At 62.8% G+C, this 15,200-nt stretch carries 11 protein-coding genes; 5 read left to right on the top strand and 6 right to left on the bottom strand.

Features of this window, described 5'->3' with window-relative positions:
• Nucleotides 1-9 precede the first annotated feature (9 nt).
• From IPM84_24715 to IPM84_24690, 6 genes are all read right to left on the bottom strand, one after another.
• Complete coding sequence (locus IPM84_24715) at nucleotides 10-4,221, bottom strand: oligosaccharide flippase family protein (GenBank protein MBK9095897.1); 4,212 nt, start codon at nucleotides 4,219-4,221, stop codon at nucleotides 10-12.
• Nucleotides 4,218-5,036 (bottom strand): polyprenol monophosphomannose synthase, encoded by an 819-nt coding sequence (locus tag IPM84_24710; GenBank protein MBK9095896.1) that lies wholly within the window; start codon nucleotides 5,034-5,036, stop codon nucleotides 4,218-4,220. Before IPM84_24710 ends, IPM84_24715 begins: the two co-directional genes overlap by 4 nt.
• A 53-nt stretch (nucleotides 5,037-5,089) precedes the next feature.
• Nucleotides 5,090-5,341 carry a HypC/HybG/HupF family hydrogenase formation chaperone gene (locus IPM84_24705; GenBank protein ID MBK9095895.1) on the bottom strand — a complete coding sequence of 84 codons (252 nt, stop codon included), beginning with the start codon at nucleotides 5,339-5,341 and terminating at the stop codon, nucleotides 5,090-5,092.
• A gap of 6 nt (nucleotides 5,342-5,347) precedes the next feature.
• On the bottom strand, nucleotides 5,348-6,025 hold the full coding sequence (gene hypB, locus IPM84_24700; protein ID MBK9095894.1) for a hydrogenase nickel incorporation protein HypB: 678 nt from the start codon (nucleotides 6,023-6,025) through the stop codon (nucleotides 5,348-5,350).
• Between the two features lie 351 nt (nucleotides 6,026-6,376).
• Nucleotides 6,377-7,144 carry a hypothetical protein gene (locus IPM84_24695; GenBank protein ID MBK9095893.1) on the bottom strand — a complete coding sequence of 256 codons (768 nt, stop codon included), beginning with the start codon at nucleotides 7,142-7,144 and terminating at the stop codon, nucleotides 6,377-6,379.
• Between the two features lie 11 nt (nucleotides 7,145-7,155).
• Nucleotides 7,156-7,965 carry an EamA family transporter gene (locus IPM84_24690; GenBank protein MBK9095892.1) on the bottom strand — a complete coding sequence of 270 codons (810 nt, stop codon included), beginning with the start codon at nucleotides 7,963-7,965 and terminating at the stop codon, nucleotides 7,156-7,158.
• A gap of 677 nt (nucleotides 7,966-8,642) precedes the next feature.
• Between IPM84_24690 and IPM84_24685 the strand changes: the two genes are divergently transcribed.
• From IPM84_24685 to IPM84_24665, 5 genes are all read left to right on the top strand, one after another.
• The gene (locus IPM84_24685; GenBank protein MBK9095891.1) at nucleotides 8,643-9,632 is read left to right on the top strand and encodes an ABC transporter ATP-binding protein; all 990 of its coding nucleotides are present in this window, start codon (nucleotides 8,643-8,645) and stop codon (nucleotides 9,630-9,632) included.
• Nucleotides 9,629-10,627, top strand: a complete 999-nt coding sequence (locus IPM84_24680) for a dipeptide ABC transporter ATP-binding protein (GenBank protein ID MBK9095890.1) — start codon at nucleotides 9,629-9,631, stop codon at nucleotides 10,625-10,627. The genes IPM84_24685 and IPM84_24680 overlap by 4 nt, the downstream gene beginning before the upstream one ends.
• A 324-nt stretch (nucleotides 10,628-10,951) precedes the next feature.
• Nucleotides 10,952-12,772 carry a peptide ABC transporter substrate-binding protein gene (locus IPM84_24675; protein ID MBK9095889.1) on the top strand — a complete coding sequence of 607 codons (1,821 nt, stop codon included), beginning with the start codon at nucleotides 10,952-10,954 and terminating at the stop codon, nucleotides 12,770-12,772.
• Nucleotides 12,773-13,099: 327 nt separating this feature from the next.
• Nucleotides 13,100-14,158 carry an ABC transporter permease gene (locus tag IPM84_24670; protein ID MBK9095888.1) on the top strand — a complete coding sequence of 353 codons (1,059 nt, stop codon included), beginning with the start codon at nucleotides 13,100-13,102 and terminating at the stop codon, nucleotides 14,156-14,158.
• A gap of 22 nt (nucleotides 14,159-14,180) precedes the next feature.
• Nucleotides 14,181-15,191, top strand: a complete 1,011-nt coding sequence (locus IPM84_24665; GenBank protein MBK9095887.1) for an ABC transporter permease — start codon at nucleotides 14,181-14,183, stop codon at nucleotides 15,189-15,191.
• Nucleotides 15,192-15,200 lie beyond the last annotated feature (9 nt).

Below are 15,200 nucleotides of genomic sequence, written 5' to 3'. Positions count from 1 at the left end.
CTGAGAGGGCTATCGCCGGGCGCGGCCGGCGAAGGGCAGCGCCCGGCGCACGGTCTGCATGTCAGGGTCGCTAAAAGTTCCGCTGAGGATCAGGATGACGAGGTAGATCAGCGCGGCCAGCGCGATCTGCGCCAGCAGCGGCAGGGCCAGACGCTGTGCGCCGAGCAGGCTCGCGGTCATGCCCAGCCCGGCCAGCAGCGGCCGGCCGGCGATTTGTCCCCACGGCAACGGCCCCACGTGCCGGTAGACGCTGAACATGAAGGTGATGCAGAGCGCCAGTTCCGACAGTCCGGTGATGGCGGCCGCGGCGTATAAATTAAAGATCGGGATGAAGACCAGGTTGGCCGCGACGTTGAAGACCACGCCGATGATGAAGGCCCGCGTGAGGAAGCGCTGTTGATCCACGGCGATGAGGACGTATTGGGTGACGCTGTTGGTGAAGCCGATGGGAATGGACCAGATGAGCAGTTGCAGGGCGATGGCGGAGCCGGGCAGATAGGCCGCGCCGCCCAGGATGGCGATCAGCGGGGTGGCGATGAATGTGACCAGGATGGCGATGGGCAGGCTGACGAGGACGAGCAGGCGTAGGGCCACGACGTAGGAGCGCAGGAGCGCGGCGCGGCCACCGTTGCCCTGGCCGGCCTGCGCGTAGCGTGACAGCAAGGGGAAGATCGCCAGCGTGAAATAGGAGGGGATGACGTTGAGACCGTCAATGTACTTGTAGGCCGCGCCGTAGAGGCCGACGGCCGCCGCGCCCGCCAGCGGTTTGAGAATCCAGACATCGAGGCGGAAGAAGATGTGCGCCAGCAGGTGATTGAGCATGAGGGGCAGCGAGCCGGTCAACATGCTGCGCTGCAAGGTCGGGTCGAGATCGCGGCGCGTGAGCGGCGCGAGCGGCAGCTTGCTGCGCATGAGGGCCAGCAGCCAGAAGACCTGCAGCAGGTTCATGACGACGGAGACGCCGGCCAGGCCGACGAAGCCCCAGGAGAGGGGCGGCAGGAGCACGAGCGCGCCGAGGGCGACCTTGCCCAGGACGATGGCGGTCGAGACGCCGGACGGGTATTCCATCCCCTCGAACGCGTTGAAGACGGCGCTGATGCCATCGGAGATGGCGGCGAAGAGCAGGGCCAGGGCGAACAGGCCAATCGCCCAGCCCTCCGCCGGCGTCAGCCCGCCCCAGGCGCCGTAGGCGAGCATGACGAGCGCCAGCAGCGGCAAGGAGGCCAGCCACAGCCAGCCGCGCAGGACCGTGACGTTGAGCAGATAGCGACCGGCCTGGCTGCGGTCGCGCGCCACTTCACGCGTCAGCAGGGTGCCGAGGCCGAAGCGCACCAGGATTTCGAAGATGACGTAGAAGCCGATGGCGAAGGTGTAGCTGCCTTCGCCGGCCGGGCTGAGGATGCGCAGGCGCAGCAGGGCAAAGGCAAAGTCAATGCCTTTGTTGAGCAGCGCCAGCCCCATGGGCACCAGGCTGTTCTTGGCGACGCGTGAGACCTCGTGCGCCTCGTGTTCGCCGCGGTAGAAGCGTCCCCATGCCCACCAGCCCAGGAGGAGGAGGAGGGTCATCAGCGCCAGAAAACTGGTATAGAGGCCCAGTTGGAACGACAGCGGCGCGTACTTGAAGCGCACCGTTTGCTTGCCTGCGTCCAGATGCACCGCGCGGAAGTTGCCGTCGGCGCGCCAGAGGGTCAGGGACTGTTCGGGCAGCACGCCTTCTGCGGCCAGGGGACGCGTGTACGCCTTCCAGCCGCTGAAGTAGGCGTCGGTCAACACCAGCCAGGCCGGCGCGGGCAGGTCAACGAAAATGGTAATCTCGTTGGGCTGGTAGCTGGCGATGTTGACCACGGTCGCCAGGAACCCCCCTGACCCCCCAACTTTGGGGGGGGCGGAGGGCGACGCTGCGCCCAGCGCCGCGGGGTCGTCGAAGAGGACAGTCTGGCGCAGGTCCACCTCGGTCAGGCGGTCGAGCAGGCGGTCGGCGGGGACGAACTCCGCGGAAGGGGCCGCAAATGCGCGCGGGAAAGCACCCTCGTTGCGGTAGATCTTGACCGGCTCGGTCGGCAGGCCCCCCCCTGACCCCCCAACTTTGGGGGGGACGGAGGGCGACGCAGGGTAGATCAAGGTGTAGCCGGGAAGGTCGAGGGTGAGTTCGGTCATCACCCAGCGCACGCCGAGCAGATGCGTGCGCGGGTCGGTGAGCGAGGCCGGGTCGTAGAAGGGCGAGATGCGGTTGTAGAGCAGACCACCCTGCGGCTCGATGGCCTGCATGTACTGCACATACTGGCGGGGGATGATCGAGTCGTAGCCGCGCACATCCTGCAGGCCCAGCAGCCAGCCCAGGTTGGCGTTGAGGGTTTTGGAGGTGCTGCCATCCTCGAAAGTGGTAATGCGCCCCAACTCCTGGCCGGCCTGCTCCCGCAGGAAACGGACGGACGGCGGCTCGACCGCCAGCAGCGCTGGATCCACCGCGGGGTTGAAGGCCCCCGTGGCCAGCCAGAGGTCGAGCGCAACCAGGGCCACCGCCAGCAGCGGCCAGCCGCGGCTCAAGGGTCCGGGCCTCTCATTCCGCTGACTCCAGCGCAAGACCGCGCCGGCGCCGGCCAGGGCCAGGGCCAGCTTGAGCAGACCGGGCGCCTGGTAGCTCCAGAACGCGGCGCCATCGCTGAACGCGACGCGGGCCAGGTCCGAACGGGCGAGCACGCCGGCGCCCAGGGCCAGGAAGGGCGCGGGCCAGACCAGGCTGAGGCCGACGGCCGCGGCGAGGGCAGCGCCGGTCAGGATCAAGGGCCAGGCCAGCCGCGCCGGCCCACGCCGGCCCGCGCCGGCCCGCAGCGCATCCAGGCCAAACGCGGCCAGCACGGCCAGGCTGAGGGTGAGCGGGAAGACCCAGCGGAAGGCGGAGTGCAGTTGACGGTAGCCGGGCAGGCCGTAGAAGAGGATGGCGTAGAGCGGCGTGCCGAAGGCGAAGGCGAGGGCGAGCAGGGCCAGGACGGCGAAGAAGAGGACGGTGGCGCGGCGGAGAGGGGGAGAGGGGGAGAGGGGGAGAGGCGGAGAGGCGGAGAGGGGGAGAGGCGGAGAGGCGCGACGCGGGCGGCGGCCGTGGAGCAAGACGGCGACGCCGGCCAGAAGCAGGGTGAGAATGCCGACGTAGTTGGCGCCTTCGACGTAGTTCTTGACGCCCCAGAAGATGGGGGGGGTGGCCTGCCAGGCGCGCGTCCAGAGGTCGGTGAAACCGTGATGGGAGGGGTTGCCGAAGAAGTCGGGCAGGAGGAAGGTGACGAACTGGCGCACGGGCCAGGCCCAGCCCACCACCTGGTCGTAGGAGGCGGAGCCTGCGCGAAAGCTGCTGCTGACCAGTTCGACCAGGGGCCAGAGCTGGACCGCGGCCAGCGCGAGGCCGAGCGCGGTCATGACGGCGAACCAGGCGGCGAGGCGCAGCACGGGGCGCCAGGCGGCCAGCAGGCGCTGCAAGGTCCACAGGCGCCAGAGGGCAAAGAGGGCCATCACGAGCAGGGTGTAGTAGGTGATTTCGATGTGACCCGCCAGCACTTGAACGCCGAGCACGAGCGCGCCGCCGACGATGTAGGGGACGGGCGAGAAGGGCGCGTTGCCTTTCTCAGCCTGTTTCTGAATCACCTTTTCGATGATTGCCAGGAGCAGGGGCAGCCAGGCGATGGCGGCCAGGATCATGCTGAAGACGACGCTGGCGATGCTGAACGCGCTGAAGGCGAAGACGATGCCGGCCAGGGTTGCGGCCAGGCGCGAGCGTTGGAAGACGCGTGCCAGGATGTAGACGTTGAGGCCGGTGAGGGCGAGCTGCAGCGCGGTGAACCAGCCGTAGGCGGCCGGCAACGGCAGGATGTAGAAGAGCAGACTCAGCGGGTAGAGCGCGGAGTGCTGGCCGGCCGCCAGGAAGGGCACGCCGCTGAAGATGTACGGATTCCAGAGCGGGAGCTGGCGCTCGGCCAGGGCCTGGCGCATGAAGGTCTTCCAGGGCAGATTTTCGAGGAGGAGGTCGCTGAGCAGGCTGTTGTGCGGCGCGGTGATGCCGTAGGTCGCGGCCAAGCTGCGCCAGGGCTCGAAATCGAAGAGGTTGTCGGCCGGCAGCAGGGTGCGATTGCTGAACAGGACGGGCGCAAACCACAGGAGCGGCAGGACGATGAGGATGAGCGCCGGCCCCCTGATCAAGCGGCGCAGCCAGGCGGCCAGGATCGGTCTCATGAACGTCCGGGCGCGCCATTGGGGGATTGCGCCGGAGCCGGCGCGGGGCGGGCCAGGGGACGAACCTGGCGGTAGCGCCAGCGCAGGAGCCAGGTGCGCCAGGCGGCTTCGATCTTGATCCGGTTGGACATCTTGGAGCGGCCGGCGCGGCGGTCCTCGAAGTAGATGGGGATTTCCTGGGTGTGAAAACCGAGGCGCTGCGCCAGGTAGGCCATTTCGACCTGGAAGACGTAGCCGTTGCTGCGGATGGGGTAGGCCAGGATGGCCTCCAGGGTGGCGCGGCGCCAGCACTTGAAGCCTGCGGTGGCGTCCTTGACGCCCAGCCCCAGGATGATCCTGGCGTAGATGGCGTTGGCCCACCAACTGAGCAGATGGCGCCACCAACTCCAGTTGCGATCGAGACGGCCGCCCTCGACGTAGCGTGAGCCGACGACTACATCACAGGTCTGGATGTGGCGCAGGAATTCGGTGAGGTAGGTCGGGGAGTGAGAGAAATCGGCGTCCATCTGGATGATGAGGTCTGCGCCCTGGTCGAGGGCAAAGCGAAAGCCGTCGCGGTAGGCCGAGCCGAGACCCAGCTTGCCTGGCCGGTGCATGACGTGCAGATGACGCGGATGGGTCCGGCGCAGGCGTTCGGCCACATCGCCGGTGCGATCAGGGGAGTTGTCGTCTACAATGACAATGTGCAGGTTGTCAATCGCCAGCGCAAAGAGGGCGCTCACGATGGCAGGCAGGTTGTTGGCCTCGTTGTAGGTGGGGATGATCACGAACGTGGCTGGCGGCGTTACGGTAGCGCGTGGGTTGGTGCTCATCATGACGACCATTATACTAGCCTGCCACATTTGGCGCAAGACGCAAATTGGCCGAACTACAAGCTCTCAGCCTCTGAATTTAGGTCGTCCAGATCGCACAGGAAGGTTGTGACCTCCTGCGCCTCGGCGGCGCTGAGGCGTGCGGTGGCGAAACCGATGTTTGCCAGCACGTAATCTCCCACCTGCACCTCAGGCAGGTAGGCCAGGCAGATGCGTTGAATGTTGCCGGCAAAGTCAACCGCGCCCATGGTCATGCCCAGCGGGTTTGGCTCGATGGTCACGATGCGACCTGGAAGTCCGAGGCACATAAGGCTCTATTTCCTCTCCCGGTTGGCGGCCGCAGCCGACGCCAGCCACTGCATCCACGGCTCGAAGCCGGCGCCGCTACGACAGGAAAGCACGAACAACGGCACGCCCGGATTGACCATCTGCAGGCCGCGGCCGAAGTAGTCCAGCTCGAAATCGAAGACGGCCAGCAGATCGGCCTTGTTGAGGATGACGACCGTGGCGCTGGCGAACATGCCGGGGTATTTGTATGGCTTGTCGTGCCCTTCGGGCGCGCTGGCAATGACGATGTTGGCATGGGCGCCGAGCGCGAAGTTGGCCGGACAAACCAGGTTGCCCACATTCTCGATGAAGAGCAGATCAAGGTCAGGCAGGGGCAGCGCCGGCAGCGCGGTCTGGATCATCGGCGCATCCAGATGACAGCCGCCGCCGGTGTTGATTTGCACCACGGGGATGCCCTGACCCGCGATGCGATCGGCGTCAATGCGCGACGCCAGGTCGCCTTCGATGACGCCGGGCCGGAGGTAGGGGGAGAATGCCGGCAGACGGCTGGCGGTTGCCAGGATGAAGCTGGTTTTGCCCGCGCCTGGTGAGGCCATCAGGTTGAAGACCGTGACCCCGGCCGCGTCGAAGGCCGCGCGGTTGGCGGCCGCAACTGCGTCGTTGGCGCTGAGGATGGGCTGTGCCACCGTGATGGTTGTTGTCATCTGGCTTTGGCTCCGTCTGGTAACTGCTCACCCTGCAAGTTGATTTGACAGGATGAACAGGATGAACAGGATTCTTGCTCTGTGGTGTGCAAAACTACCGCCACGAGAGTTCGAATATCCTGTCAATCCTGTGAATCCTGTCTGAATTCCAGGCAGACCCAGCAGTTACGATAAGAGCCTGACCCGGATGGTCAAAAACTGATTGAAGGGAGCCTATAACGGTAACTGCTCAGCCAGGCAGTGAGAATGGTCTCGATAGCGCCCGGAGTGCCCCCCTGCCCCCCAATCCTGGGGGGAAAAGCATTCGGCTCCCCCAGGATTGGGGGGCAGGGGGGCCGCCTGAGCAGTTACCTACAACGTCTGGTTGGCAAGGCGCAGGTGGTACTGCGTCCAGTATTCGAGCTGACGCACCTGCGCCGCGGTCAGGGCTTGACACGCCCAACCCCAATGAATCGAAATCCAGTCGCCCGGTTGCACGTGGTCGGTAAAACCACGCCCGTCAATCTGGCGCAGCACCTGGCGCATGACCGGCGCGGCGAGGGTGAGTTGACCGTCCTGCAAGATGAGCGGCGGCGTCGCGGTCCGGAGTTCGGCGCCAACCAAGCCCTGCACCTGCCCCCAACTGATGCGGCAGTTATCCATGTAACCCAGCGCCTGCGGCCAGCCGTTGCGCGGGCACACTTCGATCACGTGGAAGCTGTGGTGGGGCCGGGCGCCGGCCGGCGCCTTGCCCAGCACCAGTTCCAGCGTCTTTTGGCTCATCTGGCGGGCGAAGCGCGCCTGGAGGGACGCGTGCAAGGCCCGTGCTTCGACGTGATTCAGCAAGTCGTTGCCGATCCAATAGGCTTCGACCACGCGGCGATCGAAGGGGTCTGCAATCAGATTGCCCTGGGCGATCAGCTTCATGTAGGGCACTGCGCCCTGAAACGAACCGAGCAGCAGGCGCAAGCCGGTGTCGGTCATACCGGCGACGGCATAGTCGAACAGCGCGCCAGGGTCATCCGCGCCGCAGTAGCCCAGTTGATTGGGCATGAACGAGTAGCGCGCAAAGACCTGGGGGCCATCCAGCCGGGCGCTGCTGTCCCCGTTGGGTAGGACTTGGCGTGCAGGCGGCGTCAACAGCGCCACCGTCACGCTGCGGCCTCGGCGCGGGGCAGGGCGCGCAGTTGTCGCCAGAGAAACAGCAGACAGCCGCTGATGAGCAGCGCGGAGCCGGCCACCTGCAAGCCGGTGGTGGGTTTGCCTTCGAGCACGATGCTCAGGCCCACCGTGAGGACGGCGCCGATGGTCAACACACTGGTGACGACCGTGGCCGGCGCGGTTTGCAGCGCCCGATACCATGTCCACACATAGCCCGAGAGGAGTACGGAGGTGAGGAGCACCCATATCCATTGCGTGCCGCTGAGCGTGAGGGCCGCACCCGCGCGGCCGCTGAGGATCAGGAAGCCCCACATGACGATCGCGCCCACGCCCATACGACTGAGCGCGCCGGTCTGCCCGGCCACGGTGCAGTAGACGCCGCCGTCCTTCAGGGGGATGGCGCCTTCGACCACGGCGATGAATTGTCCGGGCATCTGAAGGCTATTATGGAGGGTGTCCATGAGCGATTTCTCGGCCATACGGCCGGCCGGCGCCATGATGGTCTCGTGGTAGTTGACCGACAGGAGTTTCAGGACGATTTCGGTCACGGTGGGGTCGCTGGCGCGCAGGAAGGACTCGGTGTTGCCAGCGCAGTCCTGAAATTCCAGCCAGACGACCGCGACGCGGGGGGCTGCAGCCAGGGCGCTGGCGATGCGTGGCGCGAAGCGGGGCGGCAACGCCAACGCCCCGGCCATGGCGCCGCAGAATTTGAGAAACTGGCGCCGACTGATACCACGTTGCGCCAGGCGTTCGGCCAGCCCTGGCGGGGCCGGCGCACTGACGGGCGACGAAGCTTGCATGCAGTGCCTCCTTTTCATGTATCTTGTAGGGGCGCACCCTTGCGGTCGCCCACGCGGGCAGGCGCAAGGCCATGCCCCTACCCCGGGTTCCCCCGGATTATTGAAAAGATACCATCAGGGGGGCGCCCCGGCGCCCTGGAGTGACCCAGGCGGGCAATTTCTGAAGAGCGGATTGGCGGGAAAGGTCGAGCGCGGCAATGTGAGTTTGTACTTGCCGCCCTGGCGCGCCGGTATGATATAGATCGTATCCGCCGTGCAGATTTGGCCGCACCTGTGACGCGATGCGTAAACCAGTGCAGTTGAACATCGTGTGCTTACCCCCGACGCCGGCGCGCATTGGCAACATCGGACCGATCACGCCATCCCCGATCACGGGGGGCGCCTGCTTGAAATTCAGTCGGTGGGACGCGACGTCACCGAGCACAGAGAGTCCCATGAGCGCGTGCGCCGCACGGCGGCCGCCTGCACAACAGCAGCGAGATCGGCGTGGGCGCCCCCGTTGCTGTTGAACTGCCCCTGGCGGAGGAATCGGAAGATTAAGATGCCGTGAAGAAGCAGTAAAGGGCGCTTCGCGTTGCAGCAGACACTTTGACAAGTGCCAGTTGATGTGCTAAACTCAAAGTTGTCCATTCCGTTCATTGTTCATCCTTCGATCACGCCCAGCCAGGGAGGCGCCCATGGGAGTCCTGCTTGATGTTCGTGGACTGCGCACTCAGTTCTTCACAAAAGATGGCGTAGTCAATGCTGTCAATGGCATCTCTTATTCACTCAATGAAGGGGAAACCCTGGCCATCGTCGGCGAAAGCGGCTGTGGCAAGAGCGTCGGCGTCATGTCGTTGACCCGGCTCATTCCCTCGCCGCCCGGTAAGGTTGTGGCTGGTGAGGTCATTTTTGATGGCCGTGACCTGTTGAAGCTGGATCCGGATGAGCTGAGGCAGATTCGCGGCAATCGCATCGCCATGATCTTTCAGGATCCGATGACCTCGCTCAACCCCGTGCTCACCATCGGCTTTCAGATCAGCGAGACGCTCATCCTGCACCTCGGCATGAACAAAGAGCAGGCGCGTAAGCGCAGCGTGGAGCTTTTGGAGCTGGTCGGTATTCCGGCCGCAGCCGATCGTCTCGACGACTACCCGCACCAGTTCTCGGGCGGCATGCGCCAGCGTGTGATGATCGCCATGGGCTTGTCGTGCAACCCGCAGTTGCTCATCGCTGATGAACCGACTACCGCCCTGGATGTGACGATTCAGGCCCAAATCGTTGACCTGGTGCAGAGCCTCAAAGATAAGATCGGCATGGCGGTCATTTGGATCACCCACGACTTGGGCGTGGTGGCCGGCATGGCTGAGCGCGTGCTCGTGATGTATGCCGGATTCATCGTCGAAGAGGCGGCTGTGCGTGAGCTGTACCACAACCCGCGCCACCCTTACACGTTGGGTCTGCTCGGGTCATTGCCCCGCCTGGACGAAGACAAGCCGGTGCGCCTGAAGTCTATCGAAGGTTTCCCACCAGACTTGATTGCGCTGCCAAAGGGGTGCCCGTTTGCGGCCCGCTGCGAATATAAGATTGGCAAATGCGAGGAAGATAACCCGCTGCTGGCGCCGGTTGGTCCGGGACACAAGGCGGCCTGCTGGGTAGACGTCACCACAGGAGGAGCGCGGTCATGAGTACGAACGGTTCAGTAAAGTCCGACGACTATATCCTGCGCGTGGATGGCCTGAAGATGCACTTCCCCATTACCCAGGGGATCATCTTTCAGAAACAGGTCGGCGCCATCAAGGCGGTTGACGGTTTGAACTTTAACATCAAGCGCGGGGAAACCCTGGGCCTGGTCGGCGAAAGCGGCTGCGGCAAGTCAACCACCGGACGCTCGATTTTGCAGCTCTACCGCCCCACGGCCGGCCATGTCTTCTTCGAAGACAAGGACCTGACTGCCCTCAAGGGTGAAGACCTGCGTCGCCAGCGCCGCCAAATGCAGATGATCTTCCAAGATCCCTATGCCTCGTTGAATCCACGTATGACCGTGGGCAGCATCGTGGGTGAACCGCTGGATGTACATAACGTTGGCGACAAGCAGAGCCGCCGCAACCGTGTGCAAGAACTGTTGCAGATCGTGGGCCTCAATCCGTATTTCATCAATCGCTATCCGCACGAGTTTTCGGGCGGCCAGCGCCAGCGCATCGGCATTGCCCGTGCCCTGGCCATCAACCCACAGTTCATCGTCTGTGACGAACCGATTTCCGCGTTGGACGTTTCGATTCAGGCGCAGATCGTCAATTTGTTGGAAGACCTGCAGGCCAAGTTCAACCTGACCTATCTGTTCATTGCCCATGACCTCTCGATGGTGCGCCACATCAGTAATCGGGTGGCCGTCATGTACCTGGGCAAGATTGTGGAACTGACCGAACGCGTCGAGTTGTATCGCAACCCGCTGCATCCATACACCCAGGCCCTTCTGTCGGCTGTGCCGATCCCGGACCCCCAGGCCGAGCAAACACGTAAACGCATCATTCTGAAGGGGGATGTGCCCAGCCCGGCTAACCCACCTCCGGGCTGCTACTTCTCCACCCGCTGTCCGCGGGTCATGGATATTTGTCGCCAGGTGGAGCCGGAGTTCAAGAGCGTCGGCAGCGACCATTTCACGGCCTGCCATCTCTACTAGAAGCCTATCCGCAGTAGCTGCCGTGGACCGGCCAGAGCGGTTTTTGGGATAGGCGCTCATTGCGGTCGTCATGCTGCTCCGGCTGTGCCCCTGGGCCGGCGCAGGTTGGCGAAGAAAGACGTAACGTCTTGCAGGCGCCCGAATTTACAGATCGCGCCTGTGACTGCCGTATATTTTATGGATGAAGGGGGGTGATTGAGGCTCGATGATTCGTTTGCTACTGCATACGGCCTGGCACGCTGCGTAGAAGGTGGCACAACGCGCTTCACGACAAATGGTCGTGAACGCGACAATTTCTGTACACCCTTTTAGGAGGAGATACTCATGCGTTCGACAAAGCGGACTGTTTTGCTCGCAGTCCTGGTTATTGCTAGTTTAGTTCTGTCGGCTTGCGGCGGCGCTGCACCGACACCGGCCAAGGAAACCGTCGTGGTTGAGGTCACCAAGGTAGTCGAGAAGACGGTGGTGGTCGAGAAGACGGTGGTTGTGGAAGTGACGGCAGTCCCGCCGGTAGGCCCCAAGGTTCTGCGTCAGAACTTCGGCGCCGGCGATGTGCCGACGATTGACCCGGCCCTTTCGAGCGATACGTCGTCCGTGCAGGTGGTGGATTCCACGACCGTCGGCCTGACCCGTCTCGAGGAAGTGACCTCGGCGCTCAACCCTGGCATGGCGACCAAGTGGGACATCTCAGCAGATGGCAAGAGCTACACCTTCCAACTGCGCAATGATGTGCCGTGGGTCAAGTATGATGGCGCCAAGAACGTCGTCAACAAGGTTCAGGACTGCAACGGCGCGGACCGCATGGTCAATGCCTATGACTTCCAGTATGGCATTCTGCGCACACTCAAGCCTGAAACCGCCTCTGACTACGCGTACGTGCTGAGCTTCGCCGTTGCCGGCGCCACCGACTTCAACAGTGGCACGGTCACCGACACAGCCACGGTGGGCGTCACAGTGGTTGACACCTACACCCTGAAGGTTGACTTCAACGAAGCTGCTGCCTACAATGCCAACATCATCGGCCTGTGGGTCGCTCATGCGCAGCCCAGTTGGGTCATTGATGGCAGCGACTGCACCGACGCCCGCGGCGATCGCTGGACCGAGCCTGGCTTCTTCCAGAGCTATGGCCCCTTTACGCTGAAGAGCTGGATCCATGACTCGCAGTTGAGCATCGTCAAGAATCCCTTCTGGCCCGGTACCGATGCCGTGCCTCAGCCCAAGGTGGACGAAGTGGTCTTCTCGATGCTGGATGAAACGGCCGCCTTCTCCGAGTACGAAGCCGGCAATCTGGATAGCACCAGTGTGCCGCTGGCCGACATTGATCGCGTCAAGGCTGACCCTGACCTGTCCAAGCAGTATGTGACGGCCCCGAACCTGTGTACCTACTACTATGGCTTCAACACCCAGGCTCCGTTTGTGGACGACGCCCGCGTGCGCCGTGCCCTCTCCCAGTCCATTGACCGCCAGAGCCTGATTGACAACGTGCTCAAGGGTGGCCAGGAGCCGGCGCAGTGGTTTGCTCGCCCCGGCCTGGCTGCTGCACCGACCATGGCGGATCACCCGGATCTGGGTATCAAGTTCGATGTCGCCGCGGCCAACAAGAACCTGGATGAGTACCTGGCCGAAAAGGGTCTGACCAAGGACAAGCTGGATATCACCCTGATGTTCAACACCTCTTCCGGCCATAAGAAGATTGCTGAGGCCATCCAGCAGATGTGGAAGACCAACCTGGGCGTTGATATCAAGGTGACCAACCAGGAATGGAAGGTCTTCTTGCAGACGATCCGTGATCCGATCGGTACGCCGCAGATCTACCGTCTGGGCTGGTGCCAGGATTACCCGGATGCCAACAACTTCACCCGCGAAGTGTTCATCAAGGGTGGTTCTGCGAACCCGACCGAGGGTGGCGGCATCAACTGGCAGAACGATACGTTCCAGGAGATCGTCCTGAAGGCTGCAGTCGAGGCAGATCCTGCGAAGCGCCTCGAGCTCTACGCGCAGGCGGAAGACATCCTGGTCAACACTGACGCTGCGATTGCACCGATCTACTGGTACACGCGCAACACAGTGACCAAGCCGTACGTCGTCCGCACCTTCTCGGCCTCTGGCCATGAGTCCTACGAGAAGTGGGACATCACGCAGTAAGTTGATCCAATGGGGTGGGAGGAGCAGTGCTTCTCTCACCCTCTGTGCGGTGAGATGGCGGACATGTTCGCCATCTCACCGCCGCCGGCAATGCGTTGTGTCATGCTGAAGGCAGCGAAGCGACTGGCCGCGGCTGCCCCATCTGTGCGCAAGATGTCCTTTCGCCTCATTTCAGGATGACAGAACTTCCACCGTAAGCCCTCACCCCCTACCCCCCTCTCCCGTCGTGTGCTTTTCCACGACGGGAGAGGGGGCCGGGGGGGTGAGGGTCTGAACGCCTACCCACCTTCTTTGCTGCACGCTGATGGATAAAGGAGACCGCAGAAAATGGGACGTTACATCGTACGCCGCCTGCTCTGGATGGTGCTCACCATGTTTGTGGTGTCAGCCATCACGTTTACCCTCATGCACTCTGTGCCCGGTGGCCCGTTCGACAAAGAGAAAGCCTTGCCGCCTGAGATCATTGCGATCTTGGACAAGCGCTATCATCTGAACGATCCCCTCTACAAACAGTATTTTGACTATCTGTCCAACGTGATTGTGCCCAAGCTCTCCTCTGTACCGCCCAACACCTCTCTCCTGGATGACGCCATCGTCAACATCAAGGTGGGTGACAAGCAGTGGATCAAATGGATGAATTTTGGGCCGTCGTTTACGTCACGCAGCCGCACAGTCAATGATATCTTCCGCCAGCAATTCCCCATCTCCGCGCAACTGGGCCTCATCGCCCTCATCGTAGCGGTGATTATCGGTATGCCACTTGGCATCCTGGCTGCTCTCAAACAGAATTCGTTTTTTGACTATCTCGGCATGGGTGTCGCTATTTTCGGTGTCTCGGTGCCGGTCATCGTGATGGGGCCGATCCTGGTGTGGATCTTTGGTGTCACCCTCAAGTGGCTGCCACCCACCGGCTGGGGCGCTCAACCGCCGTTCGTGCTCGGTTTTCTGCCCTCCAACCTGGGGCCGGATTTTTTCCGCTATGCAGCCATGCCCTGTATCGCGCTGGGGCTGGGCAGCTCCGCCATCATCGCCCGCCTGACACGCGCCAGCTTACTCCAGGTGGTCCGCGAAGACTACATCCGCACGGCGCGCGCCAAGGGCCTGACCGAGCGCACGGTGGTGACACGCCACGCGCTCAAGAATTCGCTCATCCCTGTGGTCACCATCCTGGGACCGATGTTTGCCGGCTTAGTGACCGGTACCTTTGTCACCGAAACCATCTTTGGTATTCCGGGGATGGGCAAATACTTCGTTACCAGTATCACCAACCGTGATTACCCCGTGATCATGGGCACGATTCTGCTCTACGCCATCCTGCTGGTCATCGCCAACCTGGTCGTGGACGTTCTCTACGGCTTCCTGGATCCGCGTATCCGCTACGCCTAAATTCGGAAGAGGAGCCTCGCAAATGAGTACACAAAATAGCAGCGCCGTCACGATCAACTTGGCGCGCAAGGGCGACAGCTTGTGGGCTGAGGCCTTCCGCCGGCTCATCCGCAATCGCGCAGCCGTCATGGGCATGGCGATCATCTTCCTGCTCATTGTTCTGGCTGTGGGCGCCCCCTTCATTGCGCCCAGGTCATTTTCTGACCAGACGCTGCTGGATGTCAACAAAGTGCCTACCTGGGTGCCCACCATCTTTACCTCCATGAAGCCCTACGCCAGGTACAGCGCGGACTATCCTGTCGGGGCCGACTATGTGGGCCGCGATATTTTCAGCCGCATCGTCTTCGGCTCGCGCATCTCCCTCACCGTGGCCATCATCGGTCCATTGGTGAGCCTGCTGATCGGCGTGATCTTTGGCAGCGTTTCCGGCTACCTGGGCGGTCGTGTTGACAACATCATGATGCGCATCGTGGACATTCTCTACGCCTTCCCGCAGATCCTGTTCATCATTCTGCTCATGGCGTTCTTCCGCTCCACCTTCGCCAAACCAGAGCCAGGCACTTTTAGTTACGCGATCAGTCAACTGGACGCCGCCCTGGGAGGTGTGCTCTTCATCTACGTGGGCATTGGACTGACCGCCTGGGAGACGATGGCCCGCCTCTCCCGCGGCCAGGTGCTGTCAGTCCGTGAAAAGGAATATGTCGAAGCGGCCCGCACCATCGGCGCCAAAGACATGTCCATCATGTTCCGCCACATCATGCCCAACATCATTGGCCCCCTGATCGTGGCCGAAAGCCTCTCCATTCCCGGTTACATCAGTCTGGAGGCGTTTCTCTCCTTCATCGGCCTGGGGGTCAATCCGCCGACGCCCTCGTGGGGTTCGATGATTTCTGATGGCTCCCAGGTGATACGCACCTATCCCAACCAAGCCATCTTCCCCGCCCTGGCCCTGGCCATTACGATGTTCGCCTTCAACTTCCTGGGCGATGGTCTGCGCGACGCGCTCGACCCACGCCTGAAGGGTACCAGCTAACAGCCAACC

Source organism: Candidatus Amarolinea dominans, assembly GCA_016719785.1.
GTDB lineage: Bacteria > Chloroflexota > Anaerolineae > SSC4 > Amarolineaceae > Amarolinea > Amarolinea dominans.
Note: the sequence above shows the minus strand (reverse complement) of the source record. Positions and strands in the feature narration are given on the sequence as shown.